Annotated in this window: 13 protein-coding genes; 5 read left to right on the top strand and 8 right to left on the bottom strand. The window is 61.5% G+C overall.

The genetic code is table 11. From position 1 onward, the window contains the following. Positions 1-83: 83 nt before the first annotated feature. The 7 genes from E5K00_RS00130 to E5K00_RS00100 all read right to left on the bottom strand — a co-directional run bounded on the left by E5K00_RS00130 (position 84) and on the right by E5K00_RS00100 (position 9783). Positions 84-2606 carry a DUF5686 and carboxypeptidase-like regulatory domain-containing protein gene (locus E5K00_RS00130; RefSeq protein ID WP_135460576.1) on the bottom strand — a complete coding sequence of 841 codons (2523 nt, stop codon included), beginning with the start codon at positions 2604-2606 and terminating at the stop codon, positions 84-86. A 478-nt stretch (positions 2607-3084) separates the two neighbouring features. Beyond that, the gene (locus E5K00_RS00125; RefSeq protein ID WP_135460575.1) at positions 3085-3684 is read right to left on the bottom strand and encodes a glutathione peroxidase; all 600 of its coding nucleotides are present in this window, start codon (positions 3682-3684) and stop codon (positions 3085-3087) included. Positions 3685-4025: 341 nt separating this feature from the next. After that, positions 4026-4964, bottom strand: coding sequence for a 1,4-dihydroxy-2-naphthoate polyprenyltransferase (locus E5K00_RS00120; RefSeq protein ID WP_135460574.1), 939 nt, complete (start codon positions 4962-4964; stop codon positions 4026-4028). 141 nt (positions 4965-5105) lie between these two features. Next, positions 5106-5717, bottom strand: a complete 612-nt coding sequence (locus tag E5K00_RS00115) for a glutathione peroxidase (RefSeq protein WP_135460573.1) — start codon at positions 5715-5717, stop codon at positions 5106-5108. A gap of 118 nt (positions 5718-5835) precedes the next feature. After that, the gene (locus tag E5K00_RS00110; protein ID WP_135460572.1) at positions 5836-6417 is read right to left on the bottom strand and encodes an LOG family protein; all 582 of its coding nucleotides are present in this window, start codon (positions 6415-6417) and stop codon (positions 5836-5838) included. A 75-nt stretch (positions 6418-6492) separates the two neighbouring features. Next, the gene (argS, locus tag E5K00_RS00105; RefSeq protein WP_135460571.1) at positions 6493-8286 is read right to left on the bottom strand and encodes an arginine--tRNA ligase; all 1794 of its coding nucleotides are present in this window, start codon (positions 8284-8286) and stop codon (positions 6493-6495) included. Between the two features lie 522 nt (positions 8287-8808). Further along, complete coding sequence (locus E5K00_RS00100) at positions 8809-9783, bottom strand: arginase (protein ID WP_135460570.1); 975 nt, start codon at positions 9781-9783, stop codon at positions 8809-8811. A 317-nt stretch (positions 9784-10100) separates the two neighbouring features. Between E5K00_RS00100 and E5K00_RS00095 the strand changes: the two genes are divergently transcribed. Together E5K00_RS00095 and E5K00_RS22690 are read left to right on the top strand one after the other, a co-directional pair. Beyond that, positions 10101-11501, top strand: a complete 1401-nt coding sequence (locus tag E5K00_RS00095; RefSeq protein ID WP_135460569.1) for a type III PLP-dependent enzyme domain-containing protein — start codon at positions 10101-10103, stop codon at positions 11499-11501. Positions 11502-11603: 102 nt separating this feature from the next. After that, positions 11604-11756 carry a hypothetical protein gene (locus E5K00_RS22690; protein WP_167856214.1) on the top strand — a complete coding sequence of 51 codons (153 nt, stop codon included), beginning with the start codon at positions 11604-11606 and terminating at the stop codon, positions 11754-11756. 182 nt (positions 11757-11938) lie between these two features. Here E5K00_RS22690 and E5K00_RS00090 read toward each other — a convergent pair whose 3' ends face one another. After that, the gene (locus tag E5K00_RS00090; RefSeq protein ID WP_245328171.1) at positions 11939-12484 is read right to left on the bottom strand and encodes a D-glycero-alpha-D-manno-heptose-1,7-bisphosphate 7-phosphatase; all 546 of its coding nucleotides are present in this window, start codon (positions 12482-12484) and stop codon (positions 11939-11941) included. A gap of 79 nt (positions 12485-12563) precedes the next feature. On the opposite strand from E5K00_RS00090, the gene hemG reads away from it, so the two are divergent. The 3 genes from hemG to E5K00_RS00075 are packed head-to-tail and all read left to right on the top strand — an operon-like array spanning position 12564 to position 15709. Next, positions 12564-13895 (top strand): protoporphyrinogen oxidase, encoded by a 1332-nt coding sequence (gene hemG, locus E5K00_RS00085; protein ID WP_135460568.1) that lies wholly within the window; start codon positions 12564-12566, stop codon positions 13893-13895. Between the two features lie 20 nt (positions 13896-13915). Next, the gene (locus tag E5K00_RS00080; protein ID WP_135460567.1) at positions 13916-14713 is read left to right on the top strand and encodes a polyprenol monophosphomannose synthase; all 798 of its coding nucleotides are present in this window, start codon (positions 13916-13918) and stop codon (positions 14711-14713) included. A 42-nt stretch (positions 14714-14755) separates the two neighbouring features. Next, positions 14756-15709, top strand: a complete 954-nt coding sequence (locus E5K00_RS00075; RefSeq protein ID WP_135460566.1) for a TerC family protein — start codon at positions 14756-14758, stop codon at positions 15707-15709. Positions 15710-15795 lie beyond the last annotated feature (86 nt).

The raw sequence follows: 15795 nt of genomic DNA, 5'->3' as shown, positions 1-15795 counted from the left end.
CGACGGCCAGAGCTTCTGCCCGGCATTTCGGAACGTCCATCGGAAGACTCCGGCGGACGTTCCGAAATATCGGGCAGCGGTAATCAGAGCTTGAACTGGGCGCAGACTTTCACGCCGAAGGTGCGGGTGCCGGGCAGGTCGCGGTAGGTGAGGCGGTGCAGGAAGTCGACGCGGATGAACTTGAGGATATTCTCCACGCCGTAGCCCATTTCCACGTAGGGCGTGCGGCCCAGGGAATGGAACTCGGGCTGCGGCACCCCGGTGGCATCGGCCAGGGGCGTGGCGTGGCGGTTGGCGTCGCGCAGGCTGCCTTGCAGCACGTTGCCCGAGGCCACGAGGCGCCAATCCAGCTTCTTGAGCAGCGGCACGGCATTCACCAGCAAGCCTTCGAAGTAGTGCTCGGCGTGCAACGACACGTACCGGTCGCTGACGAACTCGAAGTAGCGCATCAGGTTATAGGCGTTGGACGTGTAAATCGGCGACTCGTTACCCAGGTGGGCCTTGAGCACCGGATACGGCACCGTGCTCGGGATGTAGCCCGCGTCGAGGATGTACTCGGTGCGGCCCAGCTGGCCCAGCTGCACGCTTTGGGCCACGGCCAGGTTGAATTTGTGGTAGGCAAAGTCGCTGCCCAGCACCCCATTCAGCCCCAGGGTATAGCGGAAGGTAAACACGGGCCACTTGCGCACGCCCACGGTCGTGCGGTGGTTCTGGTTCTGCACCAGCACCTCATCCGGGGCGTAGCGCGACTCGAACACGGCCTCCGACAGCTGAAACCGGTGCGCCGTCGGGCCTTCCGGGGCCTGCACCGCGCTGGTGTAGTAGGCGAAATTGTAGAGCGGGTCGAAGCGCTGGTGGCGCAAAGTCAGCTTCTGGGTGAAGTTGTGAAACAGGTCAGTCTGGGCGCCCACGCTGGTTACTTCGCGCCACAGCGGCAGCAGCGGCTTGATGTTGCCGAAGCGGGCGGCCACCTCAAACAGCGGGCTTTCCAGGGCCATGTCGTTGTCGAGCAGGGCCACCAAGTCCAGGTCGCGGGTGTGCCGGAGGCTGAGCACGGTCCAGTTGGCGCGGTTCACGATCCGGTCGGCCGAGACGCCGTACTTAAATTCCCCGTCGCGGGTGCCGTAGGCCAGGTAGCCCTGCGCCAGCCAGTCGGGGCTGAGGGCCGGGGTGCTGCGCAAACCCACGCGCAGGCGGTTGCCTTCCACGTTGTTCCAGTTGTAGGTATAGAGCACGGGCCCCAGCTCCACCAGCTCGCGCCGGCCCAGGGGCTGGTAGCCGTTCACGACCAAGTCGGCCACTTCCAGAAACGTGCGCACCGAGGGCAGCTTGCCCACCGAGTCGAGCACGGTAAGGGTGCGGGCTTCCTGGGCCGTGAGCGTATCGGGGCGATGCTCGGCCCAGAAGCCGGCGGGTACTTTCAGGGCGTCGGCGGCGATGGCCAGGGGCTGGTCGTAGAAGGCCAGCTCGTGGGGCCGCTGGGCCACGAAGCCCGAGTTAATCGTGGTGAAGCGGACCAGCAGGCCGGTTTGCTTGGGCGTGGGCTTGAGGCCCACCACCACCTGCGTGCGGCTCGGCAGCCACGGCCCGGCCGGCGTTGGGGCCAGCTCCTGCTGAATCCGGATCTGATCCACGAAGTTGATGTTGGCCTTGGGGTCCACGGTCAGATCCAGCTTGCGCAGGGCGTAGCCGGCAGTGGTAATCCAGATGCGGCCGGTGAAAGCCAGATCCTGGGCCCGGCGCGGAAACACCTTGAGCTGGTAGCAGAAATCCTGCCCCACCAGCACCGAGTCTTCCAGGTCGTAGTCGTAGGTGATGCGCCAGCCGTCGGCAATGGGCGAAATGAAGTCCTTGCCCATCACCACCTGCCAGTTGGGGTAGAAATCGTAGTCCTGAAACGAGGAGCCCAGCAGCTGCGACAACACCGTGCCGTCGCGCGGGGCCGCGCCGTAGAGCTGGGAGTGACGGATTTCCTCCCGCTCCCGGTTGGGCCGGTGCCGCACGTAGTAGCGCGACACGACTTCGGAGCCGAACACCGGCACGGTGGGCTTGCCGGCCGCGTTGCGCTCCATCTCCCCCACCGAGCCAGCCAGGGCCGTCATGTCCCGAATGACCTTGCGGCGGGCCAGCCGGTCGGTGATGTCGGACAGGGAGGCCTCGATGCGGTTGTAGCTGTCGAACTCGAAGGCCTCGAGGCGGCCCTTGTCGTTTTGCCGCTTGTGCTGCTGCACCTTGCGCAGAATGGCGAAGGCCGGGTTTTCGGTGGGCCGAATCACGACTTCGCTCAGCGACACGGCGGCCGAGGCCAGGGCCAGGTTCACCGTTTGCTGGGGCTGGCGGCCCACGGCGGCGCTTTTGGGCCGGTAGCCCATGCCCGAGGCCGAAAGCGAATCAACGGGATGCGTGACGGCCAGCTCGTAGCGGCCGTTATCGTCGGCGGTGGTGCCGAAAGTGGAGCCTTTTACAAACACCGACGCGAAGGGCACCGGCTGGCCGGTGGCGGCTTCAGTGATGCGCCCGGTAAACACCAGGCGCTGGGCTACGGCGGGCACGGGGCCCAGCAGTAGGCTCAGCGCCAGCAGAAGCAGCGAGAAAGAGGATTTCATAAACTAACGCAGAAACGGGGCTGCCGAGCCCGGCGGAACTCCCCGGCAGCCGGGGAGACGGAATACAGCGGGCGGGCAGGGCCGGCCAGGGGCATAAAGTGGGGGGCACCAACTCGCGCCCACGGGTTGGATCAGCTAATCAGCCAAAAGCTCAATCAGGGGAGTAAAAAAGCTAGTCAGGACGACGAACCCCACCAGGCCGCCGTAAAAAAGCACCGTGTAGAAAGTGGTGGAGTGGGAATCGGAGGGAGAGTGGATAGCGCGGCGCATGGCACAGCTCGGAAAAGGAAACAGCTACGATTTCCCGCCGGTCCGTTGGGTACGGGCAGCGGGAAAACACAATTTCGCGGCAGCTTCAGCAGCTACGGCGCGGGCAATAGACGTTCTGGCGGCCGGCGGGCAGCCGGCCAGCAAGAAGAAACTGAGGTGGGATTTGGGGAGCGGAACCGCAGAACAGCGGGCCCAAAGGTAGGCAATGCTACGCCTTGGACGGCTGAATGCGGCTGGTAATGGTAGAACTCAGGGGCGACACGGCCGGCCCGAAGTAGTGGGTCAGGTGGCCTTCTTCACTGACGAGGTACTTGGCAAAATTCCAATCCGGGGCCTGCTCGTTCCAGCCGTTCTGCCGGGCTTCCGAGAGCCAGCGGTACACCGGGTTCTGGGCCGGCTGCTTCACCACGACGCTCTTTTTCATCAGGGGAAAAGACACGCCGAAATTGACCTGGCAAAATTGCTGAATGGCGTGGTCGTCGGCTTTTTCCTGCTCGGCGAAGTCGTTGGCCGGAAAGCCCAGAATCACCAGCTCGTCGGCAAACTGCTCGGAAAGCTGTTGCAACTCTTCGTACTGATTGGTGTAGCCGCAGTTGGAAGCGGTGTTCACCAGCAATACCTTCTTGCCTTTGAGCTGCTGAAAATCCAATTCCTGGCCCGTGTTCAGCTTGGTTTCCAGCGCGTAGAACGACACCGGGGCCGGCTTGGGCTGCTTGTTTTCCAACACCTTGCCCCGGTTGCCCGATTTGGTCAGGCGCATGATGAGCGGGTAGAGGGATTTTAGTACTTTCTGACGGAAGGAAGCCATTGACTGGGCTATAAGTAGGATAGAGCCGGGGCCTCATAGAAAAGGAACACCGGCTTGCGTTGGGCTATTTTGTCTGGGCTGCTGCTACAACCAGCCCGGGCCCGCCTTGTTTAGTGTGGTCCAAAGATTTCTCCGCGCGGCCGGCCCCGGGCCTGGCGGGCATCGGGTGGTAGCAGGCGGTGAAACTGTCGGGCTCATTTTGTCGCGGAAGCGGGTTGCTTTAGGGCTGACGGATGAGCGGCGGGTTTACTTTAAAGTTTACCAGAATTGGTTTCTTGACTAATAGAATCAGGAATAGCAGCGTGGTAATGGGCCCTTTGCACAACGAGTAGTATTGCGCCCTACAGCACCTGCCCCAGCCCGAACAGCAGCGTAAACGCCAGGGTACTCATGGCCATCTGCTTGAGCAGCGGGTCGAGCTGCATGGATTCCTGGCGTTGGCTTACCTGCCGGCCGTTGAACACGAACAGCGGGGCCGAGAGCAGAAACAGCCATTGCCAGGGCGAATGGTAGGCCAGAGCCACATATACGATGGCCGCGCCGAAGCCCAGCAGCAGCAGCAGCCAGTGGTAGCGCCGGGCCCGCACCGGCCCCAGCCGCACCGGAATCGTGATTTTGCCGGCCAACTCGTCGGAGCGGATGTCGCGGATGTTGTTTACGTTCAGCACGGCCGTGGCGAAGCAGCCCAGCGCGGCGGCGGGCAGCAGCACGAGTAGCGGCAGCTGCCGGGTTTGCAGGTAATAAGTGCCGCACACGCCCACCAGGCCGAAAAAGATGAACACTGACAAGTCGCCGAGGCCCGCGTAGCCGTAGGGCTTCGAGCCGGCCGTGTAGTTGACGGCCGCCCAGATGGCCGAGAGGCCCAGCACCAGGAAGGTGAGAAACACCCACAGGCCCGAAAGGCCCAACGCCACCCACAGCAGACTGATGCCCGCCAGAAACGACAGCGCCCCGAACACGACCATGCCCTTTTTCATCTGGGCCGGCGTAATGGCGCCCGACTGCACGGCCCGCTGCGGCCCCTCGCGGTGCACGCTGTCGGCCCCGTTCTGAGAGTCGCCGTAGTCGTTGGCCAGGTTGCTCAGAATCTGGAGCAGGATGGTGGTGAGGGCCGCCAGGCCCACTACCGCCCCCCGGAACCCGGCGTGGGCCGCGGCCAGAAAGCCGCCCATCATAATACTGGCCAGGGCCAGGGGCAGGGTGCGGGGCCGAAAGGCCGAAATCCAGGCCTTGGCCGGGCTAGTGACGGGGGAAGCAGAAGCGGGTGTGGAAGAAGTCATGGCAACAGACCAGGACGTCATGTCGAACGCAGTGAGACGTCTCGCGTGCTGATGCAGGATTACTAACCCAACGTCAGCACGCGAGATGTCTCACTGCGTTCGACATGACGCTCTAACAGACAGAAAAAAAGCGCAAAGAAATTACTTCAGAATAGCCGCTACCAGCTCGTCGCTCATGGGCTTCACTTTCGAGGGGTAGAAGCTCACCACGTGGCCCTGCTCATCGACCAGGTACTTGCAGAAGTTCCAGTTGGGCGCGTCGCTCACGGCCCCGTTGCGGGTTTTGTCGGCCAGAAACTGGTAGAGCGGGTCGGTGTCGTCGCCCTTCACCGAAATCTTGGCGAACATGGGAAAGGTCACGCCGTAGTTTTTCTCGCAGAAGGTGGCAATCTGCTCGTTGGTGCCCGGCTCCTGCCCGCCGAAGTTGTTGGCCGGAAAGCCCAGCACCATCACCCGGTCGCCGTGCTTTTTGTAGAGCTCCTCCAGTTCCTTGTACTGGGGCGTGTAGCCGCACTCCGAGGCCACGTTGACCAGCAGCAGCTTTTTACCCTTAAACTGGCTGAGCTTTACGTCTTTGCCGTCAATGGTTTTCACCGTGAAGTCGTATACGGAGCCGCGGGCGGCCGTTTCGGAGGCGGGAGTCGTCATGGTCGTGGTAGCAGTGGCAGTAGCAGCCGTGGAAGAATCGGTGGTGTTGGAAGATAAGCCACAGGCGGCCAAGGCCCCCAGCAGAAGAGTACAAGCAGCTTTCATCGGATGAAAGGAAGAACGGTGGAAGGACGAAACCGGGCAGTGTCCAGGTAACTATCGGCCCGGCGGCATTGTTGCGGGCCAGCAAGGTAGTCTTTTGCCCGAGCCGGTGGGCGGGCAGCTAGGTGCGGGGCACCGTGAGCCACTTTTCCAGGTCGGTGGGCACGTAGGCCAGCATTTTGTCGATGAGGCCGGCGGGCGTGGCGTCCTGCTGGAGTTGGGCGCGGTTTTCGGGCCGCAGAAAGCCTTCCTCCACCATCTTGTCCAGAAACTGGAGCTGGTGGTCGTAAAAACCCTGCACGTTGAACACGCCGCTGGGCTTTTTGTGCAGCCCCAGCTGCCCCCAGGTCAGGACCTCAAACAGCTCTTCCAGGGTACCGAAACCGCCGGGCATGGCAATGAAGCCCTCGGCCAGGTCGGCCATCAGCAGCTTCCGCTCGTGCATGCTTTTCACCACGTGCAGCTCCGTCAGGCCGGTGTGGGCCAGTTCCTTGTCGGCCAGAAAGTCGGGAATCACGCCGATGCTCCGGCCGCCGTGGCGCATCACGCTGTCGGCCACGGCGCCCATCAGGCCCACCCGGCCCCCGCCGTACACCAGCGTCAGGCCGCGCTTCACCAGCTCCTGCCCCATCAGGTCGGCCTGCTGACGGTACACTTCATTGAATCCGGGGCTGGCCCCGCAGTAAACAGCAACGCTTTTCATATCGGTAATCGTGTGGTTGAAATAGAGGCAAATAAAAACGCCCCTCTCGGCGAAAAGAAGGGCGTTTCTAAAGAGTTACATCCGCTCGGGCACCGCAATGCCGAGCAGCTGCATGCTGGCCTTGATGGCGCGGCCCGTCTGCACCGACAGCGCCACGCGGAAAGCCCGCTTGGCCTCGTCGGGCTCCTGTAGCACCTGCACCTCGGCGTAGAAGCGGTTGTAGGCCTTGGCCAGGTCGTAGGCGTACTGGGCCACAATGGCGGGCGAGAACGTGCGGGCGGCTTCGGTCACTACGGTGGCGTAGCGGCCCAGCTCCTCAATCATTTCCCGCTCCGACTTCTGCAAGTCGCCGATATTCAGAAAGTCAGCTGTTGCGTTGATACCCATTTGCTCGGCTTTGCGGCGGAGCTGGGCAATGCGGGCGTGGGAATACTGAATGAACGGCCCCGTATGGCCTTCCAGGCTCACCGACTCCTCGGGGTTGAAGAGCATCCGCTTCTTGGGGTCGACTTTCAGCAGGTAGTATTTCAAAGCGCCCAAGCCCAGGGTGTTGAACAGCTGGGCCTGCTCGTCGTCGGTCAGGCCCTCGATTTTACCTTTTTCCAGGGTGGCGGCTTTGGCGGCTTCCACCACCTCGCGCACTAGCTCGTCGGCATCCACTACGGTGCCTTCCCGGGTTTTCATCTTGCCGGTGGGCAAGTCCACCATGCCGTAGCTGAGGTGGTGAATGGCGGCGGCGTAGGGCTTTTCCAGCTTCTGGAGCGTAGCCTGCAGCACCTGCATGTGGTAGTTCTGCTCGTCGGCAATGACGTAGATGCTCGAGTCGTAGTGGAAGTCGGCGTACTTCAGCTCGGCCGTACCCAGATCCTGGGTCAGATACACGCTGGTGCCGTCCGAGCGGAGCAGAATCTTCTGATCGAGGCCTTCGGCGGCCAGATCCACCCAGGTTGAGCCGTCTTCCTTGCGGTAAAACAGGCCCCGGTCCAGGCCTTCCTGCACCCGCTCCTTGCCCAGCAGGTAAGTGCCCGACTCGTAGTAGAACTTGTCGAAATCGACGCCGATGGCCGCGTAAGTAGCGTTGTGACCTTCGTAGACCCAGCCGTTCATCTGCCGCCACAGGCTGACCACTTCCTCGTCGCCGGCCTCCCACTTCTGCAGCATGTCGCGGGCTTCCAGCATCAGCGGGGCCGAGGCCTTGGCCGTATCCTCGGCCACGCCTTCGGCTACCAGCTGCTGCACCTGCTCGCGGTAGTGCTTCTCAAACAGCACGTAGTACTTGCCTACCAGATGGTCACCCTTGATAGAGTCGCTCTGGGGCGTTTCGCCGTGGCCAAACTGCTGGTAGCCCAGCATCGACTTGCAGATATGAATGCCCCGGTCGTTGACCAGGTTTACTTTCGAGACGGTAGCGCCGGTGGCCTTCAGAATCTCGGCCACGGAGTAGCCCAGGAAGTTGTTGCGCAAATGGCCCAGGTGCAGGGGCTTGTTGGTGTTGGGCGAGGAATACTCCACCACCACGTTCTGGGGGCCGCCGGTGGGCACCGGCGTGCCGTCGGGCTGCTCTACCAGGCTCTGGAACAGCTGCAGCCACTGCTGGTCGGCTACTTCCAGGTTCAGGAAGCCCTTCACCACGTTGAAGCCGCTGATGCGGGCTTCGTGTGCGGTCAGCCACTCGCCCAGGGCCTGCCCAATCTGCTCGGGGCCTTTGCCCAGGACTTTGGTCAGGGAGAACGTCACGAGCGTAAACGAGCCCGCAAATTCCTTGCGCGTGGGCTGAATCACAAGTTGGTCGGGGGCAACCGTAACGCCAAAAACCTGCTGTATGGCCGCGCTCAGCGCCGCTCTGATATCCTGTTCGAGTTGTTGCACGGGGTGCTTTGTTAAAAAGGAGCTCCGCCGTGGGCTCCGGGAAATCCGGCGGAAATGCTGGCGCAAAAGTAACGGAAGCCGCGCCGGGTTCAAACACGAACGTGTAATGCCCCCGGCCGCAGTTGCATGCTCTCCGATATAGCTCCCTTCCACCTGTCATCCTGAGCGCAGCGAAGGACCTTCCTCCCCTCCCCCGCTGCTGCTTCTACCAACGTGCAAAGCCCCCTTCCACTAGTATGAAAGAGGGCTTTGTACCCTGAATAGTGCTTGTCAGAACATGGAGGAAGGTCCTTCGCAAGCTCATGATGACAGATAAATTAAGTCAGATTGAGAAGTATCGGCGCTAAATTTACCTGGTATACACATCAATTTTATTTTATAAATCCGATACCAAGCACTGGTATACACAATGCAAAATTCACTTGATGCTTATACCAAAATCAAAAGAATCTTGGTATACTTAGTCGGTATTTTTCAGCTTGTGATTACCAGGTTTTTCGCCTTGCAACTGGCCGCAATATTCTACCGGCTGGTCACGTCTTCCATGCGCAGGCGCTCCAGAATGGCATCGGTGGAAGCTTCGAGAATATCGAAGGCGTTCTTGGCCATGGTATTCTCGCTGTCCAGCGTGGGGTTGATTTCCACCATTTCGAAGCACACCACCCGGTCGTTTTCCAGCAGGGCGCGGCACAGCTGCACGGCTTCCTGCACGTTGAGGCCATCCACGACGGGCGTACCGGTGCCTTTCGAGAAGCGCGAATCCAGGGAATCCACGTCGAAGCTGATGTAGACCAGGTCGCAGAAGCGGAGCCGCTCGTAGATTTCGCGGGCTACTTGCCGGGCGCCCTTGGTCTTGAACTCGGGCAGCTTGAAGTTTTTGATGCCCAGCCGCTCCATCACGGCGTCTTCCTCGGGCTCGGTGTCGCGCACCACCACGTACACCAGGTGCTCGGGGCTGAGCTTGGGGCCTTCCTCGCCCAGGTTCTGGAGGCGGCGCCAGAAAAACTCGGTTTCCGGGTCCAGCTCGTTGCGCTGACACTCGCGGTTGTCCTCGTTCAGGGCCATGGCCAGGGGCATGCCGTGAATGTTGCCCGAGGGCGTGGTGTAGGGCGAGTGAATGTCGGCGTGGGCGTCAATCCAGACCACGCCGAGCGTCTTGTAGGGGTTGGCGGCCTTGATACCGGCAATGGTGGCGGCGGCGTTGCTGTGGTCGCCGGCCAGCACCACCGGAAACTCGCCGAACCGGAGCGTCTGCTCCACGGTGCCGGCAATGGCCTTCTGCACGGTGTACACCGAGTCGATGTGCTTGGCAAAAGGGAAATGGTTCTTGTCGAACAAGACGTGGTTCTGATCCGGCACGGCTACGGCGTTGAAGCGGCGGAAATAGTCAGAACCTTTGTTCAGGCAGGCAATCCGGAGGGCGTCGACCCCCAGACTGGCCCCACGAGTCCCGGCCCCGAGTTCGGAGCGGACTTCGATGAGCTTGATGCGGCGCATATTTACATGGGCAATAAAAGGGTAAAAGGGTTAGATGCTTGCCGATTGAGCGGGTGGGAATTCCTCTCAGGCTTAGCGCGCACGGACCTTCCGCCGCGACCAACGAACAAAGCACAACCAAAACCCCGCGGGCGGGGTATCTTTGCGGACGCAATTTAGTGCTTAGTTGGCAGTGCTTGGTGCTTCGTGTTGAGATTCCGACACTTGACAGTACATCTGCTAACTGAACAACCTGAATAGCCCTGTTTAACCAACAATTTTGCCTTAGCTCCAGTGCCCCGAACCAGGCACCAAGCACCAGGCACCAAGCACCAAACATGGATACCTACCACGACCTGATTTCCCAGACGTTTGATTTTCCCACCCAGGAGTTTCGCGTCGAGCAGAACGAGCTGCGCTTCCACGACATCGATTTGATGGCCCTGGTCGAAAAGCACGGCACGCCGCTGCGCCTCACCTACCTGCCCAAAATCTCGTCCCAGATTCAGCGGGCCAAGGAGTGGTTCCGGGTCGGCATCGAGAAAACCGACTACCAGGGCCAGTATTCCTACGCCTACTGCACCAAGGCTTCGCACTTCAGCTTCGTGGTCGAGGAAGCCCTGAAAAACAACGTGCACATCGAAACCTCGTCGTGGTTCGATACCAACATCATCCGGGCCATGCACGCCAAGGGCAAGGTCTCGAAAGACACCTTTATCATCTGCAACGGCTTCAAAACGGCGGAATACAAGTCGGAAATCACCCGCCTGATCAACGACGGGTTCGTGAACTGCATGCCGATTCTGGACTCGCCCAACGAGGTAGACTACTACCACGACAACGTGCGCGAGAAGTGCAACGTGGGCATGCGCCTGGCCTCCGACGAGGAGCCGCGCTTCCAGTTCTACACCTCCCGCCTGGGCATCCGCTACGCCGACGCTATTCCGCTCTACGAGCAGAAAATCAAGGAAGACCCGCGCTTCGAGCTCACGATGCTGCATTATTTCATTAATACCGGCATCAAGGACACGTCGTATTACTGGTCGGAGCTGAGCCGCTTCGTGCACAAGTACTGCGAACTGCGCAAGGTGTGCCCCACCCTCACCACCATCGACATCGGCGGCGGCCTGCCCATCCAGACCTCCATTCAGAAGGAGTACGACTACCCCTACATGGTGGAGGAAATTCTGCGCACTATCAAGCGCATCTGCGGGGAGGAAGGCGTGCCCGAGCCCCACATCTTCACCGAGTTCGGCATCTTCACCGTCGGCGAGTCGGGCGCTACCATCTACAGCATCCTCGACGAGAAGCTGCAGAACGACAAGGAGCTGTGGTACATGATTGACGGCTCGTTTATCACCAACCTGCCCGACACCTGGGCCCTGAACCAGCGCTTTATCATGCTGGCTCTCAATGGCTGGGGCAAAAAGTACAAGAAAATCCAGCTCGGCGGCCTGACCTGCGACTCCCAGGATTACTACAACGCCGAGAAGCACATCTACCAGGTGTTCTTGCCCGAGCGCAAGCCCGCCGACGAGCAGCCGCTCTACGTGGGCTTCTTCCACACGGGCGCCTACCAGGAAAGCCTCTCGGGCTACGGCGGCGTGAAGCACTGCCTGATTCCGGCCCCGAAAATGGTGATTCTCGACCGCGCCGAAGACGGCACCCTCACCGACCGGGTGTTTGCCGAAGAGCAGACCGGCGAGTCGATGATGCGCATTCTGGGCTACCAGAACTAATCCCGCAAAAACTTCTGGCCCGGATAGTTGAACGTCCGGGCCAGAAATTGTACTTTTGATACTGGTATAGTTTCTCTTACAACTCTTTTGGTTTTTCCCGGGATGAAAAAGCTACTCTTATTGGCCTCCGTGGCCCTCGTCGGTCTGAGCGCGTGCAACAAGACGAAGTGCCCCGCCTACAGCAGCACCAAAGCCGCTAACCGCGTGTCGTCGACCATCACCGCCTCGGCCGCCACGCCCGCCGAGCGCCAGTAGTTTCGGTAGCTTGATTCTGTAAGCGCCGGCCTTCCGCACCACGGAGGGCCGGCGCTTTTTTGTGCGGTGGTAGAACGATGTAGAGACGCATACTTGCGTCTCGCCGTTGAACGATGGGTTAGTCCAGCAATATCAGCAACCAAAGGCCGACGGCGCGGACGATGAGACGCAAGTATGCGTCTCTACATCGTTCTGGAAGCTAAAATCAAATCCGTGGCGGCGCTCAGATCGGCCGCGTACAGCTCGGGTCGGGGCTCGTCGCCCTCGCCCACCAGAATGCCCCGCACGCCCACTTTGGCCCCGGCCTGTAAGTCGCGCAGCCGGTCGCCGACTATCCAGCACTGGCTGGGGTCGAGACGGAAGCGGGCAATGGCTTTTTCCAGCATCAGGGAGTCGGGCTTGCGCATCAGCGACTCGCTCACGCTGGGGTGGCCGCTGGCGAAGTAAAACGCGTCGATGGCGTGGTGGCAGGCCTGCTGCAGCTTCTGGTGGCAGGCGTGCACCTCCTGGGCCGTGTAGAGGCCTTTGGCAATGCCGGCCTGGTTAGTGACGACAATCAGGCGGTAGCCGGCGGCCTTGAGGCGGGCCAGGCTTTCGGGTACGCCCTGGGCCACTACGAACTCGTCGAGCCGCCAAACATAGTGGCCAATTTCGTGGTTCAATACTCCGTCGCGGTCCAGAAAAACGGCCTTTTCGCGGGCCGGCCCATCCATAGCTGCTGCGTTCATGGGGCCAAAGCTACGGAATCCGGCGGGGCACCGGTAACGCGGCGCCCGTTACCTTTGCCTGCTTCTAACCCAGCGCACCATGCGGATTGCAATTCTTGGCGGCGGTATTTCGGGCCTCACCCTGGCTTTTTACCTGCAGCGGGCCGGCGTGGCCTACGACCTGTTTGAGGCCAGCCCCGTGGCCGGCGGCAACATCCGCTCCGAGCAGCAGGCCGGCTACCTGCTCGAAACCGGCCCCAACTCCCTGCAACTCAGCGACGAGCTGCGCGACCTGCTGGTCGACCTGCACCTCACCGACCAGATTCAGGACACCGCCGCCGTCAGTGCCAACCGCTACGTGCTGCGCGCCGGCCGCTACCAGAAGCTGCCCGGCTCGCCGCCCGGCCTGCTGCTCAGCGGCTTTTTTAGTCTGAAGGGCAAGCTCGGCATGCTGCGCGAGCTGCGCCGCCCGGCCCAAACGCCCGACCCGACCGAAACCCTGGCGCACTTTTTCCGCCGCCGCTTCGGCTCCGAAATCGTGGACTACGCGCTGAACCCGTTTATCTCGGGCATCTACGCCGGCGACCCGGAACAGCTGCTGGTGCACAAGACCTTCCCCAAACTGGTGGAAATGGAGCAGACCTACGGCTCGGTGCTCAAGGGCCTGGCCAAAGGCGGCACGCCCGGCACCCGCCGCCGCATCATTTCCCTGCAAGGCGGCCTGCAAACCATGACCCAGACCCTGGCCGCCCAGCTCACCCACGCCCACTTCGGCGCGGCCGTAACGGGCCTCACGCGCACGGCCGAGGGCCAGTACCGGCTCACCACGGCCGCCGGCCCTCAGGCCGAACCCTACGACGCACTGGTGCTGGCCCTGCCGACCTATGCGGCGGCCCCGCTGCTCCAGCCGCTGTTTCCAGCCCAGGCCGCGGCGCTGGGTCAGGTGTATTATCCGCCCATGACGGCCGTGTATACTGCCTACCAGCGTGCCGACGTTACGCATCCGCTGGACGGCTTCGGGGCGCTGCACCCCAAAGTGGAACAGCCCTACGCCGCCGGCAGCATCTGGACCAGCTCCATCTACCCAAATAGAGTGCCGGCCGGACACGTTTTGTTCACCACGTTTGTTGGGGGTACGCAGTATGAGGCGCAGGCCCGGCAGTCGGCCGAGCAGCAGCAGCAGCAGGTGCACGCCGAACTGTGCCGGCTGTATGGCATTCGGGCGGTGCAACCCGTCTGGCAATACCGGTACTCCTGGGAGCGGGCCATTCCGCAGTTCGACCAGCGCATCGTGGCGGCCCATGCCGCTGCCGACGAGCTACTTGCCTACGGAATCTACAGCACGGCCAACTGGCGCACGGGCGTGGGCGTCCCCGACTGCATCCGCCACGCCCGGAATCTGGCCGAAAAAATTGCACAGGGCGCAAACTGAATCTTTATCTTTGGCCGACTATGAATGATGGGCTCGTCCTGATACCAACCTACAATGAGCGCGAAAACGCGGAGCTGATTATCCGCAAGGTGTTTTCGCTGCCCAAAGGCTTCGACGTGCTCATCATCGACGACGGCTCGCCCGATGGCACGGCCGCAGTGGTGCGCGGCTTGCAGCACGAGTTTCCCGACCGCCTGTTTCTGGAGGAGCGCAGCGGCAAGCTCGGCCTGGGCACGGCCTACCTGCACGGCTTCCGCTGGGCCCTGCAGCGCAACTACCAGTACGTGTTTGAGATGGACGCCGACTTCTCGCACAACCCCGACGACCTGGTGCGCCTCTACGAGGCCTGCGCCGTGGACGGCTACGATTTGGCCATCGGCTCGCGCTACATTCAGGGCGTAAACGTGGTCAACTGGCCCATGGACCGGGTGCTCATGTCGTGGTTTGCCTCGGCCTACGTGCGCATGATTACCGGCATGCCCATTGCCGACGCCACGGCCGGCTTTAAGTGCTACACGGCCCGCGTGCTGCGCACCATTCCGCTGGACCGCATCCGGTTCGTGGGCTACGCCTTCCAGATTGAGATGAAGTGGCTGGCTTACAAATACGGCTTCCGCATCAAGGAAGTGCCGATTATCTTCACCGACCGGACCCGGGGCACGTCCAAGATGACCAAGGGCATTTTCCAGGAAGCCTTCTTTGGGGTGGTGCAGATGAAGCTCAGCAGCCTGTTCCGCTCGTTTGAGCGTGGCCCGGCGGCCCCATCCGCGCCGGCCGTTTCGGCATCGGCCGCAACCCCGGCCGGCGAAACCCGGTAAGCCCACCATACGCCGGCATCGTTGGCCGCGTCGCCTGGACTTATGGAAAACACTCCCTTGTTTTGGGTTGGGTTCAATGCCTTCGTGCTGCTCATGCTCATGCTCGACTTGCTGGTGCTCAACCGCAAAGCGCACGTGGTGCATATTCGGGAAGCACTGGGCTGGAGTGCGTTCTGGATTGCGCTGTCCCTGACGTTCAACTACCTGGTCTACCGCACTATGGGCCAGCAGGCGGCGCTGGAGTTTCTGACCGGCTACCTGATTGAGAAGTCGCTCAGCGTCGACAACCTGTTCGTGTTCCTGCTGATCTTCACCTACTTCAAGGTACCGTTGCAGTATCAGCACCGCATTTTGTTCTGGGGCGTCATCGGGGCGCTGGTGCTGCGGGCCATCTTTATTCTGGCCGGGGCAGCCTTGCTGGCCAAGTTCCACTTCCTGCTGTATGTGCTGGGCGCTTTCCTGGTGTATACCGGCGTGAAAATGGCCCTCAGCGCCGGGGAGCCCGAAATCAACCCCGACGACAACCCGGTGGTGAAGTTTCTGAGCCGCCACCTGCCCATTACCAGCAAGCTGGAAGGCGGCAAGTTTTTCGTGCGCAAGGAGCGGCTGCTGTTTGCCACCCCGCTGTTCGTGGTGCTGGTGATGGTGGAAACTACCGACGTGGTCTTCGCCGCCGACTCCATTCCGGCCATTCTGGCCATTTCGCGCGACACGTTTATCGTCTACACTTCCAACGTGTTTGCCCTGCTAGGTTTGCGGGCCCTGTATTTCGCGCTGGCGGGCCTCATGCAGCTGTTTCACTACCTGCACTACGGCCTTTCCCTCATCCTGATTTTCATCGGCGGCAAGCTGCTGCTGGCCGAGTTCTACGAGCTGCCCATGAGCTGGTCGCTCGGCGTGGTGGGCTGCCTGCTGCTGGGCTCGGTGCTGCTGTCGTTGCTGTTTCCCAAGAAAGACGCGCCGCTGGTGCCGCCCGTTTCGGACACGCCGGAGTAAGTGCCCGGCGGGCGCCGGCCGCAGCTTCGCCTACCACTAAAAAGCCCCGCCGGATTTCTTCGGCGGGGCTTTTTGCTAGTTACTCG

Source organism: Hymenobacter aquaticus (genome assembly GCF_004765605.1).
Classification (GTDB): domain Bacteria; phylum Bacteroidota; class Bacteroidia; order Cytophagales; family Hymenobacteraceae; genus Hymenobacter; species Hymenobacter aquaticus.
The sequence above is the reverse complement of the archived record's forward strand: the minus strand, read 5'-3'. Positions and strand labels throughout refer to the sequence as shown.

What these genes read in the sequence shown, in the direction of transcription:
- E5K00_RS00130 (WP_135460576.1), bottom strand. Translation starts at nt 2,606, where the DNA reads ATGAAATCCTCTTTCTCGCTGCTTCTGCTGGCGCTGAGCCTACTGCTG.
- E5K00_RS00125 (WP_135460575.1), bottom strand. Translation starts at nt 3,684, where the DNA reads ATGGCTTCCTTCCGTCAGAAAGTACTAAAATCCCTCTACCCGCTCATC.
- E5K00_RS00120 (WP_135460574.1), bottom strand. Translation starts at nt 4,964, where the DNA reads ATGACTTCTTCCACACCCGCTTCTGCTTCCCCCGTCACTAGCCCGGCC.
- E5K00_RS00115 (WP_135460573.1), bottom strand. Translation starts at nt 5,717, where the DNA reads ATGAAAGCTGCTTGTACTCTTCTGCTGGGGGCCTTGGCCGCCTGTGGC.
- E5K00_RS00110 (WP_135460572.1), bottom strand. Translation starts at nt 6,417, where the DNA reads ATGAAAAGCGTTGCTGTTTACTGCGGGGCCAGCCCCGGATTCAATGAA.
- E5K00_RS00100 (WP_135460570.1), bottom strand. Translation starts at nt 9,783, where the DNA reads ATGCGCCGCATCAAGCTCATCGAAGTCCGCTCCGAACTCGGGGCCGGG.
- E5K00_RS00095 (WP_135460569.1), top strand. Translation starts at nt 10,101, where the DNA reads ATGGATACCTACCACGACCTGATTTCCCAGACGTTTGATTTTCCCACC.
- E5K00_RS22690 (WP_167856214.1), top strand. Translation starts at nt 11,604, where the DNA reads ATGAAAAAGCTACTCTTATTGGCCTCCGTGGCCCTCGTCGGTCTGAGC.
- E5K00_RS00090 (WP_245328171.1), bottom strand. Translation starts at nt 12,484, where the DNA reads ATGAACGCAGCAGCTATGGATGGGCCGGCCCGCGAAAAGGCCGTTTTT.
- hemG (WP_135460568.1), top strand. Translation starts at nt 12,564, where the DNA reads ATGCGGATTGCAATTCTTGGCGGCGGTATTTCGGGCCTCACCCTGGCT.
- E5K00_RS00080 (WP_135460567.1), top strand. Translation starts at nt 13,916, where the DNA reads ATGAATGATGGGCTCGTCCTGATACCAACCTACAATGAGCGCGAAAAC.
- E5K00_RS00075 (WP_135460566.1), top strand. Translation starts at nt 14,756, where the DNA reads ATGGAAAACACTCCCTTGTTTTGGGTTGGGTTCAATGCCTTCGTGCTG.